This is a genomic window from Sulfitobacter sp. OXR-159 (assembly GCF_034377145.1).
Lineage (GTDB): Bacteria > Pseudomonadota > Alphaproteobacteria > Rhodobacterales > Rhodobacteraceae > Sulfitobacter.
The window spans coordinates 1,193,610-1,211,406 of sequence record NZ_CP139707.1 but is presented as its reverse complement, the minus strand read 5'-3'; the positions used below and the strand labels follow the sequence as shown (position 1 = coordinate 1,211,406).

Annotated in this window: 14 protein-coding genes; 8 read left to right on the top strand and 6 right to left on the bottom strand. The window is 62.9% G+C overall.

What is annotated here, in order from left to right:
• Positions 1-1,821: a glutamine--fructose-6-phosphate transaminase (isomerizing) gene (gene glmS, locus T8A63_RS05910; RefSeq protein WP_322345261.1), complete on the top strand. Its 1,821-nt coding sequence runs from the start codon at positions 1-3 to the stop codon at positions 1,819-1,821.
• Complete coding sequence (locus tag T8A63_RS05905) at positions 1,818-2,516, top strand: DNA alkylation repair protein (RefSeq protein ID WP_322345260.1); 699 nt, start codon at positions 1,818-1,820, stop codon at positions 2,514-2,516. Before glmS ends, T8A63_RS05905 begins: the two co-directional genes overlap by 4 nt.
• Before the next feature lie 9 nt (positions 2,517-2,525).
• Here the strand turns inward: T8A63_RS05905 and T8A63_RS05900 are convergent, their stop codons facing one another.
• Positions 2,526-3,053, bottom strand: coding sequence for a hypothetical protein (locus T8A63_RS05900; RefSeq protein WP_322345259.1), 528 nt, complete (start codon positions 3,051-3,053; stop codon positions 2,526-2,528).
• An 85-nt stretch (positions 3,054-3,138) separates the two neighbouring features.
• Between T8A63_RS05900 and moaA the strand changes: the two genes are divergently transcribed.
• From moaA to T8A63_RS05885, 3 genes are read left to right on the top strand one after another with little or no spacing between them, the layout of a single operon-like run.
• Positions 3,139-4,146 carry a GTP 3',8-cyclase MoaA gene (moaA, locus tag T8A63_RS05895; RefSeq protein ID WP_322345258.1) on the top strand — a complete coding sequence of 336 codons (1,008 nt, stop codon included), beginning with the start codon at positions 3,139-3,141 and terminating at the stop codon, positions 4,144-4,146.
• 5 nt (positions 4,147-4,151) lie between these two features.
• Positions 4,152-5,447, top strand: coding sequence for a 3-deoxy-D-manno-octulosonic acid transferase (locus T8A63_RS05890; protein ID WP_322345257.1), 1,296 nt, complete (start codon positions 4,152-4,154; stop codon positions 5,445-5,447).
• Positions 5,440-6,483 carry a glycosyltransferase family 4 protein gene (locus tag T8A63_RS05885; RefSeq protein ID WP_322345256.1) on the top strand — a complete coding sequence of 348 codons (1,044 nt, stop codon included), beginning with the start codon at positions 5,440-5,442 and terminating at the stop codon, positions 6,481-6,483. Before T8A63_RS05890 ends, T8A63_RS05885 begins: the two co-directional genes overlap by 8 nt.
• 61 nt (positions 6,484-6,544) lie before the next feature.
• Here T8A63_RS05885 and T8A63_RS05880 read toward each other — a convergent pair whose 3' ends face one another.
• From T8A63_RS05880 to T8A63_RS05860, 5 genes are all read right to left on the bottom strand, one after another.
• The gene (locus T8A63_RS05880) at positions 6,545-7,708 is read right to left on the bottom strand and encodes a M20 aminoacylase family protein (RefSeq protein WP_067625667.1); all 1,164 of its coding nucleotides are present in this window, start codon (positions 7,706-7,708) and stop codon (positions 6,545-6,547) included.
• A 67-nt stretch (positions 7,709-7,775) separates the two neighbouring features.
• On the bottom strand, positions 7,776-8,942 hold the full coding sequence (locus T8A63_RS05875) for a M20 aminoacylase family protein (RefSeq protein WP_322345255.1): 1,167 nt from the start codon (positions 8,940-8,942) through the stop codon (positions 7,776-7,778).
• A 26-nt stretch (positions 8,943-8,968) separates the two neighbouring features.
• Positions 8,969-10,315: an FAD-dependent oxidoreductase gene (locus T8A63_RS05870; RefSeq protein ID WP_322345254.1), complete on the bottom strand. Its 1,347-nt coding sequence runs from the start codon at positions 10,313-10,315 to the stop codon at positions 8,969-8,971.
• 96 nt (positions 10,316-10,411) lie between these two features.
• On the bottom strand, positions 10,412-11,575 hold the full coding sequence (gene argE / locus T8A63_RS05865) for an acetylornithine deacetylase (protein WP_300052055.1): 1,164 nt from the start codon (positions 11,573-11,575) through the stop codon (positions 10,412-10,414).
• A 10-nt stretch (positions 11,576-11,585) separates the two neighbouring features.
• The gene (locus tag T8A63_RS05860) at positions 11,586-13,418 is read right to left on the bottom strand and encodes an ABC transporter ATP-binding protein (RefSeq protein WP_300052058.1); all 1,833 of its coding nucleotides are present in this window, start codon (positions 13,416-13,418) and stop codon (positions 11,586-11,588) included.
• A gap of 316 nt (positions 13,419-13,734) precedes the next feature.
• Here T8A63_RS05860 and T8A63_RS05855 point away from each other — a divergent pair, with 316 nt between their 5' ends.
• The 3 genes from T8A63_RS05855 to T8A63_RS05845 all read left to right on the top strand — a co-directional run bounded on the left by T8A63_RS05855 (position 13,735) and on the right by T8A63_RS05845 (position 17,605).
• Positions 13,735-15,456 carry a peptide ABC transporter substrate-binding protein gene (locus tag T8A63_RS05855; protein WP_322345253.1) on the top strand — a complete coding sequence of 574 codons (1,722 nt, stop codon included), beginning with the start codon at positions 13,735-13,737 and terminating at the stop codon, positions 15,454-15,456.
• A 120-nt stretch (positions 15,457-15,576) separates the two neighbouring features.
• Positions 15,577-16,614 carry an ABC transporter permease gene (locus T8A63_RS05850; protein WP_067630270.1) on the top strand — a complete coding sequence of 346 codons (1,038 nt, stop codon included), beginning with the start codon at positions 15,577-15,579 and terminating at the stop codon, positions 16,612-16,614.
• A complete protein-coding gene (locus T8A63_RS05845) occupies positions 16,607-17,605 on the top strand; it encodes an ABC transporter permease (protein WP_322345252.1) in 999 nt (332 codons plus the stop codon). The genes T8A63_RS05850 and T8A63_RS05845 overlap by 8 nt, the downstream gene beginning before the upstream one ends.
• Positions 17,606-17,797 lie beyond the last annotated feature (192 nt).

The following is a 17,797-nucleotide window of genomic DNA, read 5'->3' as shown; positions in this document are numbered from 1 at the left end:
ATGTGTGGAATTGTGGGGGTGCTTGGCACCCATGAAGTCGCTCCCATTCTGGTAGAGTCGTTGAAACGGCTGGAATATCGCGGCTATGACAGTGCTGGCATTGCCACGCTGAACAACGGCAAACTCGACCGTCGTCGCGCCTTGGGCAAGCTGGTGAACCTCTCGGACGCGCTGGTGCATGAGCCGCTGGCGGGCAAGTCCGGCATCGGTCACACCCGCTGGGCCACCCATGGCGCGCCGAGCGTGACCAACGCCCACCCGCATCAGGCCGGGCCGGTAGCCGTGGTGCACAACGGGATCATCGAAAACTTCCGCGAACTGCGGGCAGAACTGGCCGAACATGGCGCGCATTTCGTGACCGAGACCGATACCGAAACCGTCGCCCTGCTGACCCAGCATCATATGGCGCAGGGCGCAGGCCCGGTGGAGGCCGCCAAACAGACCCTCGCCCGCCTCGAAGGCGCCTTTGCGCTGGCATTCCTTTTTGACGGGCACGAAGACCTGATGATCGCGGCGCGCAAGGGGTCCCCCTTGGCCATCGGCTATGGTGAGGGTGAGATGTATGTGGGCAGCGATGCCATCGCGCTGGCCCCGCTGACCAACCGAATTGCCTATCTCGAAGAGGGGGATTGCGCCGTCCTCACCCGCACGTCGGTAGAGATCACCGACCGCAACGGGGCGCTGGCCAACCGCGCAATCAAATCCGTGCAGATTGACAGCACCCGCATCGACAAGGCCGGGCACAAGCACTTCATGGCCAAAGAGATCGCCGAGCAACCCGGCGTGATCGGTGCGGCCATCGGCCACTACCTGACCCCCGAAGGCGAGATCAACATCAGCGCGCAAGATATTGATTTTACGCAGTTTGACCGGATCGTCATGGTGGCCTGCGGCACTGCGTCCTATGCCTGTTTCACCGCGAAATACTGGTTTGAAAAGATCGCCCGTCTGCCGGTCGAAGTCGATGTCGCCTCGGAATTCCGCTACCGTGAGCCGCCGATCCCGCCGCGTACGCTGGCGGTTTTCGTCAGCCAATCAGGGGAAACCGCAGATACGCTGGCCGCCCTGCGCTATTGCGAGGGCAAAGCCGCGCGTATCCTTTCCGTCGTCAACGTGCCCGAAAGCTCCATCGCCCGCGAAAGCGATCTGGCCTTGCCGATCCATGCCGGTGTCGAGGTTGGCGTCGCCTCAACCAAAGCCTTCACCTGCCAATTGGTCGTGCTTTTTGCGCTGGTTCTCAAGGCCGCACGGGACCGCGACGCGATCAGCGCCGAGACATTCGCCGATCACATCTCAAGCCTGCGGGGGCTGCCCGCGATCATCAGCACGGCGCTTGAACAGAACGACACAATGCAAGAGGCCGCGCTCAAGCTCTCCCATGCCCGTGACGTGCTGTTCCTTGGCCGAGGTCAGATGTATCCCCTCGCTCTCGAAGGCGCCTTAAAACTAAAGGAAATCAGCTACATACACGCCGAAGCTTATGCATCAGGTGAACTGAAGCACGGCCCCATCGCACTGGTGGATGAGCATGTGCCGGTGGTCGTTATGGCGCCGCGCGACGCGCTCTTCGACAAGACCGTCAGCAACATGCAAGAGGTCATGGCGCGCAAGGGCAAGGTGATCCTGATTTCCGACTCCAAAGGTCAGGCCGAAGCCAATGAAGGCGTCTGGTTCAGCATCGAAATGCCCCCCGTCCCGGATGCACTGGCCCCGATCCTCTATGCGGTTCCGGCGCAGTTGCTGGCCTATCACACCGCCGTTGCCAAAGGCACGGATGTGGACCAGCCGCGCAATCTGGCGAAATCGGTGACGGTGGAATGAATTTGGAAACCGCCCTTGAGGACCTCGAAGCGCAGGCCAACCCGGCCCGCGCCGAAGAGATGCGCGCCTATCACAAAGCCGACCGGCGCTACCTTGGCCTCACCAATCCGCAGATTGCAGAGCTTGCCCAGAACTGGCGCGACGCACTCGATGTTGAGGGCCGTGTCGCCCTTGCCGACGGCCTGTGGCAGTCGGATATTTTCGAGGCCCGCGTCGCGGCAGCAAAGCTGCTGACCCAAGCGCGACTGCGCCCCGACGATCAAGCCGCATGGGCGTTGATCGCAAGCTGGACCGCGGATTTCGACAGTTGGGCGATTGCCGACCATGCCAGCATGGCCGCGCAGAAACGTCTGGTGGCCGATCCGACACGTCTGGACGAAGTGGAAGGCTGGGTCGCCTCCGATCATCTCTGGACGCGGCGGGCCGCGCTGGTGTCGACCCTACCGTGGACCAAGCAGAACAATCCTAAACCAGAAGAGCTTGCCGCGCGGGACCGCATCCTAGGCTGGGCCGCGACGATGGTGCCGGATCACCGTTGGTTCATCCAAAAGGCGATCGGTTGGTGGCTGCGCGACCTGTCGAAACACGATCCCGAGCGCACCCGCGCCTTTGTCGCCACCCATGGGGAGGCGATGAAACCTTTCGCGGTGAAAGAAGCGCTACGCCTGCTGAAAAAGTCAGACGGCGCAGGCTGACCCCGCGCCTTACCCTTCGGTCGAGACTTCGACCGTGGTGAGATCTGTCAGGGAAGCGCCAATCAAACGCAAAGCGGGCAGCGACATGCGGCTGCCTGCGGTTGCAGGCCCCTCCAGCGGGATCAGGGTCACGGCGGCCGATTTGCCCGTTGCGGGATTTGTCACCCGGCCCGGCTGTTCGGCGTCGACGAGAGGTGTTTTCAACCACAAGCCCGGCTCTGTCGCGCTGCCCAGACTGACCACTGTCGTCCCCAAGGCGGCACCGATGCTGGCGGGCGCACGGCTGGCTGCTTCGCGCTCGGCGGCGGTGGTTGTATCAAGCGCCTCGGCACTGCTGCCCCCGGTCGTGATCGGAGATGCGGCGGGCGGCGTCGCAGCGGCCGGCGCGGTCGCGGTTGCGGCCTCTGCCGGGGCTTTGGTCGGGGCAGATGCGGCCGCAGGCTCGGACTGGGAGGCATCCATGCCGAAACGGTCCGACAGGGTGCTGCAGCCTGCCGTGGCGGCGACGATGAAAAGCGGTAAGATAATACGTGTCATCCGCGCAGCCTATCCGCGCCCTGCCCCCTTAACAATCGTCCAAATGCCGCTTGCCCCGCAGTGGGCGGGGCATTACCTATGAGGCATGACAGCACCCCTTATCGACCCTTTCATGCGCGCAATCACCTACCTGCGCGTCTCCGTCACTGACCGCTGCGATTTTCGCTGCGTCTATTGCATGTCGGAAAACATGACCTTCCTGCCCAAGAAGGAATTGCTAACGCTTGAGGAGCTGGACCGCCTGTGCAGCAACTTCATCAACCTCGGCGTCGAAAAGCTGCGCATCACCGGTGGCGAGCCACTGGTCCGGCGCGGCATCATGACCTTCTTCGACGGCATGAAGCGGCACCTCGACAGCGGCAAGCTGAAGGAGCTGACGCTGACCACCAATGGCAGCCAGCTTGAACGCTTTGCCGATGATCTCTATGCTGCGGGCGTGCGGCGGGTGAATGTCTCTCTCGACACGCTGAACGAGCAGAAATTCGCGGACATCACCCGCTGGGGGCGCCTGCCGCAGGTGCTGCGCGGGATCGACGCGGCGCAGCGCGCGGGCCTGAAGATCAAGATCAACGCTGTGGCGCTTAAAGGTTTTAACGAACCCGAACTGCCGCGCATCACCGAGTGGTGCGCCGAGCGTGGGATTGACCTGACATGGATCGAAGTCATGCCGATGGGCGATCTGGGCAACGAAGACCGATTTGGTCAGTTCTGGTCCCTCAAAGACGTGCGCGCGCGCTATGCCGAACATTATACCGTTACCGATCTGGCTGAGCGGACCGGCGGCCCGGCCCGCTATGTGCGGCTCGAAGAGACAGGCCAGAAAATCGGCTTCATCACCCCGCTGAGCCATAATTTCTGCGAAAGCTGCAACCGCGTGCGGGTCACCTGCACCGGTGAGATTTTCATGTGTCTGGGCCAAGAAGACGTGGCCGATCTGCGCGCCCCACTGCGCGATCACCCCGATACGGATGTCCCGCTGCAAGAGGCGATCCGCGCGGCGATCGACCGCAAGCCCAAGGGGCATGATTTCGACTATTCCCGCCAGCGCGTCGACGGGCAGATGCCGCGCCACATGAGCCACACGGGCGGCTGAGCCCGATGACCACGCCGTTCCTCTACCGGGCATGGGTCGCGGCAAGCACTTTGATGCTGCCCATCGCCGGACGGCAATCCATGGCCAAGCTGCGCCGGGCCGAGGTTGAGCCGAAACGCGTGCGCGAAAAGCTTGGCCACGCCAGCCAGCCGCGCCCCGAGGGGCCGCTGATCTGGTTTCACGCCGCCTCTGTCGGGGAAAGCCTGTCGGTTTTGGCGCTGATTGACCGGATGGGCCGCGCGCTGCCCCAGGCGCATTTCCTCATCACCTCCGGCACCGCGACCTCGGCCCGGCTGGTGGACCGACGCCTGCCGCCGCGCAGCCGGCATCAATTCGCCCCGCTCGACGCCCCCGGCCCGCTAAAGCGGTTCCTCAACCATTGGCGACCCGACGCGGCGCTTTTCGTCGAGAGCGAGCTTTGGCCGCAGATGCTGCAGCGGACCCATGCGCGTGGCACGCCAATGGCGCTGATCAACGCGCGCCTCTCGCAACGCTCTATCGAACGCTGGCAGAAACAGCCCGCGCTGGCGGGGTTTCTCTTTGGTGTGTTTGACCTGATCCTGACGCAGAATGACGCAATGGCGCGGGCCATGACCACCATCAACGCGCCCGCCGATCGGGTCGCTCCGGGGATCAACCTCAAGTCTATGGCAGGCCCCCTGCCGCAGGACGATGACACCATCGCGCAGGCCCGTGCGGCCTTGGGCGAGCGCCCGGTCTGGATCGCCTCCTCCACCCATCCGGGCGAGGAGAAAGCGGTATTAGAGGCGCATCGGCAACTGCTCGAACAGGTCCCCGACCTATGTCTGATCCTTGTCCCCCGCCATCCGGAACGCGGGGACGAGGTGGCCGGTCTCATCGCCAGCGTCGGATTGACCCATGGCCGCCGGACGCGGGGCGACATGCCGCGCGAGCAGGTCTATCTGGCCGACACATTGGGCGAGCTGGGCACCTGGTACGCGCTGTCCGACATCGTCTTTCTGGGCGGATCGCTACACCCGATCGGGGGGCATAACCCCTATGAGGTTGCGCAGGCCGGGGCGATGGTGCTTTCGGGCACCCATGTCGCCAATTTCGCCGAGACCTTTGCCGAGATGGAGGCTGCGGGCGCTGCGCGTCTGGTGGCGGGCACGCAGGATTTGGCGGACCGTGTGGCGGATCTTTTGCGCAACGATATTGCCCGCGCCAGCGGTGTGGCCGCGTCGAAAACCTATGCCGCAGCGCAGACCGATAAACTCGACAGTATTGCCGAGCGGCTGATCACGGCCCTGCGCCTGCGAGAGGACAGCGCCGATGCCTGAGCTTTTCGTCACCAACTACAACCGCAATTTCACCGGCGTCTCGGCAACGGCAGCCAATGTGCTGCGCCAACAGGTCAATCGGCACGAGTTGGTGTTGGTGGGCCAACCCCTGCCCGGCTGCCCGGTACCGCTGACCCGTGCCGCCGCAGGGCGGATCACCCGAAAACATCCCCCCCAAGACCGCCCCTTCGCCATCTGGCACGTCCGCCGCAACCCCGAGATGCGTAGCGCGCTTTGGCTGCGCGATGTGCGCGGGGCGAATATGCGGATCGTCTTCACCTCTGCCGCGCAGCGCCTGCATTCAGCCTATCCACGCTGGCTGATCCGGCAAATGGACGCGGTCATCGCCACGACCGAACGCGCGGCGGAGTTCGTGCCCCATGTCCGCGCCGTGGTGCCGCATGGGGTGGATACCGATGTCTTCTCTCCCGCCACCAACCGGGGCGCCGCGTGGGAGCAATTGGGCTTTGGTGGCACCCATGGCATCGCCACCGTGGGGCGCATTCGGCCCGAGAAAGGCACCGACCTTTTCGTGGAGGCGATGCTGCGCCTGCTGCCCGAACGCCCCGGCGCGGTGGCGCTGGTGATTGGCCGCGCGGGCGGCAAGCATGAGGCGTTTCTGACCAAGCTCAAGGCGCAGGTCGAGGCGGCGGGCCTCGCGGAGCGGCTGCTTTTTGTGGGCGAATACCCGGCCGCCGACCTGCCCAAACTGATGCGCGCGCTGTCGCTGGTGGTACAACTGCCGCGCTACGAGGGCTATGGCATGGTCCCGCTCGAAGCGCTGGCCTCGGGCGTGCCCTTCGTGGGCAGCGATGCGGGATATTACGGCGCCTTTTCGAATGGTGGCCGTGTGGGCAAGGTCGTGCCGCTTGGCGCGGCGGAGGCTGCGGCCCAGGCCGCGCTCTCCCTGCTTGAGCGAGAGGACCAAACCGCGCTGTCAGAGGCCGCACGCCACTGGGCCGAACACCGCTTTAGCGCGCGGGCCGAGGCCGATGGGATCGAAGCCGTCTATAACGCGCTTTGGGAACGCGGCTAACCCCGCCAAAGAAAAACGCGCCCCCGAGGGAGGCGCGCTTTCAACATTAGCAATTGTGGGATCAGGCCGCGGGCATCCGCTGCTCGACGATACCCGCCCACCAGCTACAGCCTGCCGGGATCGCCTCATCGTTAAAGTTATACTCCGGATGGTGCACCGCCGCCGTGTCGCCGTTGCCGACGAGGATATAGGCACCGGGGCGTTCTTCGAGCATGAAGGCGAAGTCTTCCCCCCCCATGACCAACGGCGCCTCGACGCAATCGCCCGAGATTGAGCGTGCCACATCGGCGGCGAACTCAGTCTGCTCTTCGTGGTTCACCATGACCGGGTAGCCGCGATGGTAGGTCACATCCGCTGTGCCGCCAAAGGTGCCCGCGATGCCGTTGCAAATCTCGTTGATCCGCTTTTCGGCAAGGCTGCGCATATCCGCCGACATCGTGCGCACGGTGCCTTTCATCTGCACCCGCTGCGGGATCACGTTGAAGGCTTTGGAAGATGTCTCAAAGGCGGTGACCGAGACGACGATCTGCTCCACCGGGTCGGCATTGCGCGATGTGATGGTTTGCAGCGCGAGCACGGCCTGCGCGGCCATCACGGTTGTGTCGACGGTCTCATGCGGCTTGGCGGCATGGCCGCCGCGGCCCTCAAAGGTGATGTCGAACTGGTCCGTGGCAGCAAAGAAAGACCCCGGGCGGATGCCGAAAGAGCCCGTGGGCATGCCCGGCCAGTTGTGCATCCCATAGACTTCTTGGATGCCAAAACGGTCCATCATACCGTCTTCGCACATCTCGCGACCGCCACCGCCGCCCTCTTCGGCGGGCTGGAAAATCACCACGACGGTGCCGTCGAAATTGCGGGTCTCGGCCAGATATTGCGCCGCCCCCAGCAGCATTGCGGTGTGGCCGTCATGGCCGCAGGCATGCATCGCGCCGTCGGTCTTGGAGGCATAGTCAAGCCCGGTCTGTTCGTGGATCGGTAGCGCGTCCATGTCGGCGCGCAGCCCGATGACCTTGCCCGATCCGGTTTCCTTGCCCTTGATCACGCCGACGACGCCGGTGCGGCCAATGCCCTCGACGACCTCATCGCAGCCGAAGCTGCGCAGTTTCTCGGCCACGGTGGCCGAGGTGCGGTGGGTCTCAAACAGGATCTCGGGGTTCTCATGCAGGTCGCGGCGCCATGCGGTGATGTCGTCATGCAGCTCGGCAAATCGGTTCTTAACGGGCATTTGGGAAGTATCCTCCGGAGTTGGGTTGGCGCTGATTTTCATGCAGTCGCATTTATCTGCCACATGCTTACGCCCTTGCTAGCCGGTCCTCAACCACCTGCGCGAACCATGAGCAACCCGCCGGGATTGCGGCATCGTCAAAGTCATATGCCGGGTGATGCACCGTCGCCCCATCGCCGTTGCCGATCATGATATAGGCGCCCGGTCGCGCGTTGAGCATATAGGAAAAATCTTCGCCTGCCATGATGGGCGGGGTGTCGCGGTCGGTGCCGGGGGTGATCTTGTCGGCAGCCTCCGCGGCATAGCGAGTGTGGTCGCTGTGGTTGCGCGTGACGGGATAGCCGCGCTGATAGTCGATCTCTGCTTTGCATTGATGCGCTTCCGCCGTGAGGCGGGTGAGGTCGTGCAGGCGCTGCTCGGCCAAATCCTGCACCGCGGGGTCAAGTGTGCGCACCGTGCCGCGCAGAAGCACCTGATGCGGCAGGACGTTGTGGCTGTCGGTGTCGCTGCGCAGGGTGCAGACCGAGACGACGACCTGTTTCAGCGGGTCGGTGTTGCGGCTGGCGATGGATTGCAGCGCGATCAACACATGGGCGGCAGCGAGGTTGGTGTCGATAGCCTCATGCGGGGCCGCGGCATGGCCGCCCTGCCCCGTCAGCGTGATGTTGAACTCATCCGCCGCAGCCAGCAGCGCGCCCTCGCGGATTGCGAAATGCCCGGTGGGATGGCCGGGCATATTATGCATGCCATAAACCTCATCGATATCCCAGCGGTCCATCAGCCCCTCTTGCACCATGACACTGCCACCGCCGCCGCCCTCTTCAGCAGGCTGGAAGATCAGCACCACGCGGCCATCGAAATTGCGCGTCTCTGCAAGGTATTGCGCAGCACCCAGCAGCATCGCCGTATGACCGTCATGGCCGCAGGCATGCATTTTGCCGGGGGTCTTGGAGGCATAGGGCAGCCCCGTCGCTTCCATGATCGGCAGCGCATCCATATCGGCGCGCAGCCCGATGGTGCGGCCTGATGTGTTGCTCTGCCCCTCGATCACCGCGACCACGCCGGTTTGAGCGATGCCGGTGGTGATGTCGGTGATGCCAAAGCCGCGCAGCTTGTCTTCGACGAATTTCGAGGTTTCGGGCAGGTCGAACATCAGTTCAGGGTGCTGATGCAGGTGGCGGCGCCATGCGGTGATCTCGGCGTGGGTCTCTGCGAAACGGTTCTTGATCGGCATGGGCTATGTCCTTTGAAACAATAGGGTTAAAGCGCCGGACCGGGGCGGATGGGCGTGCCATCACTGAACCGGTCGGCGCGAAATCTGCTCAGATCATGCCCCGGCGCATCGCCCATGACCAGTGCGGCCAGCACCCGCCCCATGCCCGGCCCGATGCCAAAGCCGTGGCCCGACATGCCGGTGCCAATGACAAGGCCCGGAATTTGGGCGCAACTGTCCACCACCGGCACGATATCGGGCATTGTGTCGATCATGCCCGCCCATGAATTGCGCGCCGTGATGGGTGGCAGTTTGGGATAAAGTGCTGCGAACTGCTTGATCGTGCGGCGCAACCGGCGGTGATCGGGGGCAGGATCAAGGATGCGCATCGCTTCAAAGGGGCTGACGCTGTCCGCGGCCCATTGGCGCGGGGTGCGCCATGCGTCAGGAAAGCCCTTAGGCGCGGACATCCGCAGCCGCTGGCCAAAGGGGGTGGCGCGCAACTGTGGGAGGTAGTGACGCAGGGCGCGGAAGGCATCTGGCCCGACATAGAGGTCGGGCGCCGCCCCCGGAGCCAGCGTATACCCCCCATCAGCGCGGCGGCGAAAGGCCAGCCCCGCCTCGGCCACGGCACCGGCGTGCACCTCGGGCAGCACGTTGGTCGCCACCACGCTTTCGCGTACGGATAGCTGCGGCAGGGTGACGCCATGCGCGCGCAGGAAAAGCGCCGACCATGCCCCGCCCGCCAGCACCACCGATGTCGTGCGGATCGCCCCCGCTTCGGTGCTCACCCCCGCCACGCGGCCCGCGGCGAGGTCAAGCTTGCGCACCGCGCAGTTCTCGATGATGCGCACGCCCTCTTTGACGGCCAAGGCGGCCAGCGCTGGCACCGCGACCCAAGGTTCGGCCCGCATGTCGGAGGGGGTGATCAATGCTCCGGTGTAGCCTTTGCTCAGCCCCGGAAAAGCCGCCGCCACCTCGCCTGCGTCCATTAACCGGCTGTCGATCCCATTGGCTTTGGCGTGGGGCAGCCAGTCCGCGTAGCTTTGCATCTTGGCGTCCGAGCTTGCCAGATAGGTCACGCCGGTCTGTTTCAGCCCGATGTCGCGGTCAAGCTCTGGGGCCAGTTCGCGCCAAAGCCGCGCGGCTTCGACCATGATCGGCAGTTCATCCGGGTCGCGCCCTTGTTGGCGGATCCAGCCCCAGTTGCGGCTGGATTGTTCGGCGGCAATGCGGCCCTTTTCCAGCAGCGTCACCTGTTTGCCGGCGCGCGCCAGAAACAGGGCGGTGCAGACGCCGATCACGCCACCGCCGATGACCACCACCTCGCTGTCACGCGGCGGGGTGCGGGGGTAGCTGGCAGGGGTGGCAAGGGTGATAGGAAAAACGGACATGCGAACCCCGGAGGCTGGGACCGCGCGGCTGCACCGGGCGGCCGTGGAAAGGACAGGCCCCTGCGGGGGGCCTGCCCTAGGTCTGTCAGGGATGGCTCAGCCCTGCAAGCGGGTCAGCAGCCGGCGCATAAAGTCGTGACCGGCCTCGAATTGCGCCACGTCGATGAATTCATTGGGCTGGTGCGCCTGCGCGATGTCGCCCGGCCCACAGATCACGGCGGAATACCCTGCCTCTTGGAACTGCCCGGCTTCGGTGCCGTAGCTCACTTTGTGGCTGGCATTGTCGCCGGTGATCTGGCGCACGATCTGCTCGGCCTCGCCGTCCTTTTCGGGCTGCAGCGCGGGCACGTCGAAACGGGTCGAGGTCTCGATATAGGTTTCGGGCACCACGTCCTGCATCTGCTTTTCGACCTCACGGACCTTCTTGAGGTAGGCGGTGCCCCATTTGTCTTTGTCTTCACCCGGCACCACGCGGAAATCCATGGCGAATTTGCAGTCCTTGGCGGTGATGTTGTGGGCCGTGCCGCCTTCGATCACACCGACATGGGCGGTGGTGAAGGGCGGGTCGAACATCGCCGCCGTCTCGGTCGGCTTGGCGGCCATATTGTCGCTGTTCACGTCGTTGGCCCATTCGATGAGCTTGGCGCCCGCCATGATCGCGTTGACCCCGGTGTGCAGCAGCGAGGAATGCACCTCAAAGCCCACGAGGTGCGTGTTAAAGCCAATGCCGCCCTTGTGGCCAGTCACCGCCTGCATGGTCGAAGGCTCGCCCACGATCACCGCCGAGCCCTTGGGCACCACGCCCTGCATCGCCTGAATCATCGGCGGAGCGCCGGTACAACCAATCTCTTCGTCGAAGCTGAGCGCGATCTGTAGGGGGCGTTTGACGTCTGCATAATGCGCCTCGACCAAAGCCCAGATCGCCAGCGCGTCGAAGCCCTTCATGTCGCAGGCGCCGCGCCCGTAATAGCGGCCGTCTTTCTCGGTCACGGTGAAAGGGTCGGTGTCCCATGCCTGACCGTCGACCGGCACCACATCGGTATGGCCCGACAGGACGACGGCCCCCTCCTCCCACGGGCCCGCATGGGCGAAAAGCGCATGTTTGGGCTGGTCGGGATCGACGTAGCGGTGGCTTTCGATCCCGTGGGAGGCGAGGTACTCGGCCACCCAGTCGATCAGCGGGATGTTGGTGTCCCGCGACACGGTGGGAAAGCTAATGAGTTTGGTCATCAACTCAAGCGGGGTCAGGCGTTCGGTCATGGGTCTTCTTTCAATAGCCACTGTCGGTGGTCAGCACATGGTGCCCCGGCTCCACTTCGCGGTAGACCGAAGGCTCGGCCCGATAGCTGACAGGGTGGATCGGCGAGGGAATCGGTTTGAAGTTCAAGTCCTTCTCGGACTTGCGGCGCCGCGGATCGGCGATCGGAACGGCCTTCATCAGCGCTTGGGTATAGGGGTGCTGCGGGTTCTCAAACACCCGCTGGCGCGAGCCCATCTCGACGATGCGCCCCAGATACATGACGCCGACGTAATGGCTCACCCGCTCCACCACCGCCATGTCGTGGCTGATGAAGAGGAACGACAGCTCCATCTCGGCCTGAAGCTCCATCATCAGGTTGAGCACCTGCGCCTGCACAGACACATCGAGAGCCGAGACCGCTTCATCCGCGATGATCAGCTTGGGGTTCAGCGCAAGCGCGCGGGCGATGGCGACCCGTTGGCGTTGGCCACCCGACAGCTCATGCGGGAAGCGGCGCATGAAGCTGCGCGGCAATTCCACCCGGTCGAAGAGCATCTCGATCCGCTTGGTAATTTCGGCCCCCTTGAGGGTCGCGAAATTGTGGATCGGCTCGGCCACCTGATCGGCCAGCTGCATCTGCGGGTTGAGCGAGGCGAAGGGATCCTGAAAGATCATCTGCATGTCGAGCCGCGCGGTGCGCAGGGCCGATTGGTCCAGCGACATGATGTCGACACCGTCAAGGTTCACCTCCCCCGACATCGGCTCCACCAGCCGCAGGATCGACCGTCCGGCGGTGGATTTGCCACAGCCCGATTCGCCAACGAGGCTCAGCGTCTGACCTTTGTTGAGCGTAAAGGACAGGTCTTCGACCGCATGCACATTGGCCACGGTGCGGCGCAGGAAACCGCCCTGCACCGGAAAGCGCGTGGTCAGGTTCTTGACTGACAAGAGCACCTCTTCGCGGCCCTTGATCGGAACGATTTCCTTGTCGTCACTGCCCAAAAGCTTCATCGGCTCAGGGTATGGCTTGCCCGTCATCTCGCCCAATTTCGGCACGGCGGCCAAGAGCGCTTTGGTATAGGGATGCTGCGGGTTCTCAAAGATCTCCTCGACGGTGCCTTCCTCGACCTTCTTGCCGCGGAACATGACGACAACCCGGTCAGCCATCTGCGCCACCACGGCCATGTCATGGGTGATGAACATCACCGCCGTGCCGGTTTCGCGCTTTAGCCGGTCCATCAGGGCGAGGATTTCGGCCTGAATCGTCACGTCGAGCGCGGTGGTGGGCTCATCCGCGATCAACAGGCGCGGCTCGCAGGCCAGCGCCATGGCGATCACCACGCGCTGGCGCATACCGCCCGAAAGCTCATGCGGGTACTGCTTCAACCGGCGCTCAGGCTCAGGGATGCGGACCTGCTGCATCAATTCCAACGCACGTTCCTCGGCCTCTTGCCGGGACATGTTCAGATGCAGGCGCAGGCCCTCGGTCATCTGCTTGCCGATGGTAAAAACGGGGTTCAGCGCGGTCATCGGCTCTTGGAAGATCATGCCGATTTCATTGCCGCGAATCTTGCGCATGAGGCTGCCGCTGCTGGCCGCCAGATCGACCTGCCCCTTTTCACCACGCTCAAAAAGAAGGCGCCCGCCTGCAATTTCACCGCCGCCGTATTCGACCAGCCGCATCAGCGACAGCGAAGACACCGATTTGCCCGATCCCGATTCCCCGACGACGCAAACCGTCTCACCGGGGTTGATGTCGAAACTGACATCTTCGACGCCGACAACGGGGCCATCTTTGGTTTGAAATTCGACGCGCAGGCCCTGAATTTGGGCGATTGGCGCCCCGTTTGCGTGATCCAGCATCTGTTTCCCTGTTGTTTTTATTGGCGCAGATTTTGCCCGACGCTACGGCGAATGTCACGAGACTGTCAAACCTGACGCGGGCAGTTCGCGCTTTGTCATATTTGCGCCATGTCCGCCCTTGCAATTTTTGGGAAACCTGTTTCGATATGGCCCATGCGGTTTGGAAAGAACGCTTCGATCATAGGTTGAATATTGCTTTTTTTGTTATGTTTAGCTGGTGAAGCTCATGTTCTTTCTGGGGCGACAACAACAACAAGGCGGGGGCAATCCCGTCGACAAAAAGCGGCACGCCCACGTGTCCAACATGGAGTAAGATATGAAATTGAAGACCCTATTGATGGGGGCTGTCGCATCGACTGCGTTTGCCCCTATGGCCTTTGCAGAAGCCCATGAGGGCGAGCGTGGCCGCGACGGCGAAGTCAAAATCATTTATTGGCAGGCGCCTTCGATCCTGAACCCCTATCTGTCGAGCGGCACGAAGGACGTCGAAGCGTCCTCGCTGATCCTCGAACCCCTTGGTCGCTATGACGAAACCGGCGCGCTGGTCCCCTATCTGGCGAACGAAATTCCGACGCTGGAAAACGGCGGCGTGAGCGAAGACCTCAAGACCATCACATGGAAGCTGAAAGATGGGCTGATGTGGTCCGACGGCACCCCCGTCACCGCCAATGACGTCAAATTCACCGCTGATTACTGCATGAACCCCGAAGGCGGCTGTGCGCAGCTGGCCAAATTCGAAGGCGTTTCCTCGGTTGATGTGGTCGACGACCAGACGGTCAAGGTTACCTTCTCCGAGCCGATGCCGAACCCCTACGGCCCCTTCATGGGCGGCCAGTCCCCGATCATTCAGGCGGCGCAGTTTGCCGATTGTACCGGCGCCAAGGCGCCCGAGTGTACCGAAGCGAACTTTAACCCCATCGGCACCGGCCCCTTCACCGTCACTGAGTTCCGCCCGAACGACGTGATCACCATGGCCGCGAACGAAAATTACCGCGACCCGAGCAAGCCTGCATTCGCCACGCTGACCTTCAAAGGCGGCGGTGACGCGACAGCGGCGGGCCGTGCCGTGATGGAAACCGGCGAATTCGACTACGCCTGGAACCTGCAATTGGCCCCCGATGTCATCGCCAAGATGGCCGAAGGCGGCAAGGGCAAGCCGATGTCGGCTTTCGGCACGCTGGTTGAGCGTCTGGAACTGAACATGACAGACCCCTCCCCGGACCTGCCGGAAGGTGAGCGCGCCACAGCCAAGCACCCGCATCCGTTCCTCACCGATGAGAGCGTCCGCCGGGCACTGTCGATGGCGATTGACCGCGAACTGCTGGTCGAAGTCGGCTACGGCCAAGCGGGCCGCGCCACCTGTAACATGGTGCCCGCGCCAGAGCTTTACGCCTCCGACAACACCGACTGCCTGACCCAAGACATCGAAGGCGCCAAGGCGCTCTTGGACGAAGCGGGCTGGGTTGACAGCGATGGCGACGGCATCCGCGAAAAAGACGGCGTGAAGCTGGAAATCCTTTACCAGACCTCGACCAACGCCGTGCGTCAGGACTTCCAAGCGCTGATCAAGGATTGGTGGAGCCAGATCGGTGTTGAAACCGAATTGCGCAACATCGACGCTTCGGTCTTCTTTGGGGGTGATCCCGGTTCGACCGACACGTTCCAGCGTTTCTATGCAGACGTTGAAATGTACGCCAACAACTTCGACGGCACCGACCCGCAAAGCTATCTGGCTCAGCGGACCTGCGCCAAATTCCCAAGCCCGGAATCGCAGTGGCAGGGTGAGAACATCAACCGTTTCTGCGAAGAAGAGTATGACGCGATGGTGGCCGAGCTGGGCCGTACCGGCGAAATGGAAAAGCGTGGCGAACTGGCCAAAAAGCTGAACGACATGCTGACCAAAGACAGCTACTCGATCCTGCCGCTGGTTGACCGTGGTCGCGTTTCTGCTGCAGCCAACACCCTTGGTGGCGTTGTTCTGAACACATGGGACTCCGAGCTGTGGAATGCCGCCGATTGGTACCGCATGGAAGAGTGATCTAGGACGGAGGCGCGGCATGCTGCGCCTCTCTTCACCGACCTTTGGGGGGTGTGCGCCATCCGCACGCCCCCCTCTCGCCCCCACCCCCTCACAGACTGACCTACAAAGGCGACGCCCATGTTGACCTTCACCATCCGACGACTTCTTTTGTCGATCCCGACGCTTTTGTTTATCAGCCTGGTGATTTTCCTGCTGCTGCAACTCGCCCCCGGCGATCCAATGGCCCAGGTGCCGCTGACGGTCCCGCCCGAGGTGAAAGAGAAAATGCGCGAGGCGCTCGGCCTCGGCCAGCCGATCTATATCCAATATTGGAAATGGCTCGTGCAGGTCTTTTGGATCGAGCCGCAGGTCTTCATCGACTATCTCACCAACCGTTCTGCCCTGTTTAGCTGGCTGCCCGACACCAACCTTTCGGACGGCAAGCTGCGCGTGATCTCTTGGCAGACCCGTTCGCCTGTAATGGACATCGTGATCCAGCGCATGCCGCAGACCCTCTGGGTCGTGGGGCTGGCCTATATCGTGGGCATCGTTATCGCCATTCCGATCGGCATCTATTCGGCCTACCGTCACTATTCGGTCTTCGATCAGGCCGGGACGTTCATCACCATGATCGGCTTCTCGATCCCGCCCTTCTTTACCGGGCCTCTGCTGATCGTAATCTTCTCGGTCTCGCTGGGGTGGCTGCCGTCGATCTATGATACGACGCATGTCGTGAACGACTGGGAAAGCTTCAAGGTGCAGTTCTTTCAAATGATCATGCCGGTGATGGTGCTGGCGCTCCAAACCACGGCGCAGATCAGCCGCTACATGCGCGGTGCCATGCTCGACAACCTCAACCAAGACTACGTGCGCACCGCCCGCGCCAAGGGGCTGAAGGAAAGCGTTGTCGTCATGGTCCATGTGCTGCGCAACTCGATGATCCCGGTGGTCACCATCATCGCGCTTGGCATGCCCGCCATCTTTGGCGGCGCCATCATCACCGAGAACGTCTTCAAGGTGAATGGCATCGGCCAGCTTTTGTTGACCGCGCTGCGTGCCAACGATCTGCCCATGGTGATGACCCTAACCTTTATCTTTGCGGTGTTGATCGTGCTGTTCAACCTGATCGCAGATATCCTCTACGGCCTGCTTGACCCAAGGATCCGTTATGACTGAGCAACCCATTCCCGCCAGCCCGGTCGAAGCCGACCTCGAATTCATGAAAGCCCTGCAAGACAAGGGCCCGCAGAAGCCCCCGCGCAGCCAATGGCGCGATGTCTGGGACCAGTTCCGCAAGCACAAGGGCGCGCTTTTCGGCGGCGGTTTCCTGATCTTTATCACGCTCGCGGTGATCTTTGGCCCCTATCTGTGGGACATCGACGCCAAGAAGCTCGACATTCGCAACAAGAATTGGCGGCCGATCTATACGCTGCTGTGGGACGGCAATGCCAAGGCGGGGTGGAGCCATCCCTTTGGCACCGATCAGCTGGGCCGCGACATCCTTGCGCAGATGCTTTTTGGCGGGCGCGTCTCGATGGCCGTGGGCTGGATGGCCATGGCGCTGGCGCTGATCATCGGCACGGCCGTCGGCGTGCTGTCGGGCTTTTTCAAGCGGATGGACTTCTGGCTCATGCGCTTTACCGATCTGATCCTCAGCCTCCCGATCCTGCCGCTGGTGCTTTTGGCGGTGACACTCTTCGGGCAACCGCTGCGCTCGCAGTTCGGGCCTGAGGGGGGCATGTTCATTCTCATCGTCTCGGTCATCAGCCTGACCTCTTGGATGCAAACGGCGCGGATCGTGCGGGGCGATATTCTGGCGCTGAAGGAACGTGAGTTCATCCTTGCCGCCCGCTCTATCGGCACCACGCCGGGCAAGATCATCCGCCGTCACCTGCTGCCTAACGTGATCTCGCCCATCATGGTCTCGGCCACCCTTGGTCTGGCCACGGCGATCATCACCGAAAGCGCGCTGAGCTTTCTGGGCGTCGGCTTTCCGTCGGACTTCCCCACATGGGGCAAGCAACTGGCCGACGCAGTGGACCGCATGCAGGAATTTCCCGAGCGCGTGATGCTGCCCGGCATCGCCATCTCGCTGACCGTGCTGGCGGTGAACTACCTTGGCGATGGTCTGCGCGACGCGCTTGATCCGCGCATTCGCGGACGCTGAGCCAAATAAGGACCGACCGGCCCCCGCCCCGCGCGACGGGGGCCGGTTGTTTCGCGGCCCCTGACGCAGGGTGAACAGCGTCGCCCATTCTTCCATCAAAACAGAAATAATTTCGCTGACGCCGGAGGCCCCCACGTCAGCTTTCACTTGATTGTGACCCCCAGCCCCTCCAAATGGGAAATAATTCCGTTT

Excerpts from the sequence above, each read along its gene's own strand:
- glmS (WP_322345261.1), top strand. The coding sequence starts at position 1 with ATGTGTGGAATTGTGGGGGTGCTTGGCACCCATGAAGTCGCTCCCATT.
- T8A63_RS05870 (WP_322345254.1), bottom strand. The coding sequence starts at position 10,315 with ATGTCCGTTTTTCCTATCACCCTTGCCACCCCTGCCAGCTACCCCCGC.
- T8A63_RS05900 (WP_322345259.1), bottom strand. The coding sequence starts at position 3,053 with ATGACACGTATTATCTTACCGCTTTTCATCGTCGCCGCCACGGCAGGC.
- T8A63_RS05860 (WP_300052058.1), bottom strand. The coding sequence starts at position 13,418 with ATGCTGGATCACGCAAACGGGGCGCCAATCGCCCAAATTCAGGGCCTG.
- T8A63_RS05875 (WP_322345255.1), bottom strand. The coding sequence starts at position 8,942 with ATGCCGATCAAGAACCGTTTCGCAGAGACCCACGCCGAGATCACCGCA.
- T8A63_RS05905 (WP_322345260.1), top strand. The coding sequence starts at position 1,818 with ATGAATTTGGAAACCGCCCTTGAGGACCTCGAAGCGCAGGCCAACCCG.
- T8A63_RS05850 (WP_067630270.1), top strand. The coding sequence starts at position 15,577 with ATGTTGACCTTCACCATCCGACGACTTCTTTTGTCGATCCCGACGCTT.
- T8A63_RS05855 (WP_322345253.1), top strand. The coding sequence starts at position 13,735 with ATGAAATTGAAGACCCTATTGATGGGGGCTGTCGCATCGACTGCGTTT.
- argE (WP_300052055.1), bottom strand. The coding sequence starts at position 11,575 with ATGACCGAACGCCTGACCCCGCTTGAGTTGATGACCAAACTCATTAGC.
- T8A63_RS05885 (WP_322345256.1), top strand. The coding sequence starts at position 5,440 with ATGCCTGAGCTTTTCGTCACCAACTACAACCGCAATTTCACCGGCGTC.
- T8A63_RS05845 (WP_322345252.1), top strand. The coding sequence starts at position 16,607 with ATGACTGAGCAACCCATTCCCGCCAGCCCGGTCGAAGCCGACCTCGAA.
- T8A63_RS05880 (WP_067625667.1), bottom strand. The coding sequence starts at position 7,708 with ATGCCCGTTAAGAACCGATTTGCCGAGCTGCATGACGACATCACCGCA.
- T8A63_RS05890 (WP_322345257.1), top strand. The coding sequence starts at position 4,152 with ATGACCACGCCGTTCCTCTACCGGGCATGGGTCGCGGCAAGCACTTTG.
- moaA (WP_322345258.1), top strand. The coding sequence starts at position 3,139 with ATGACAGCACCCCTTATCGACCCTTTCATGCGCGCAATCACCTACCTG.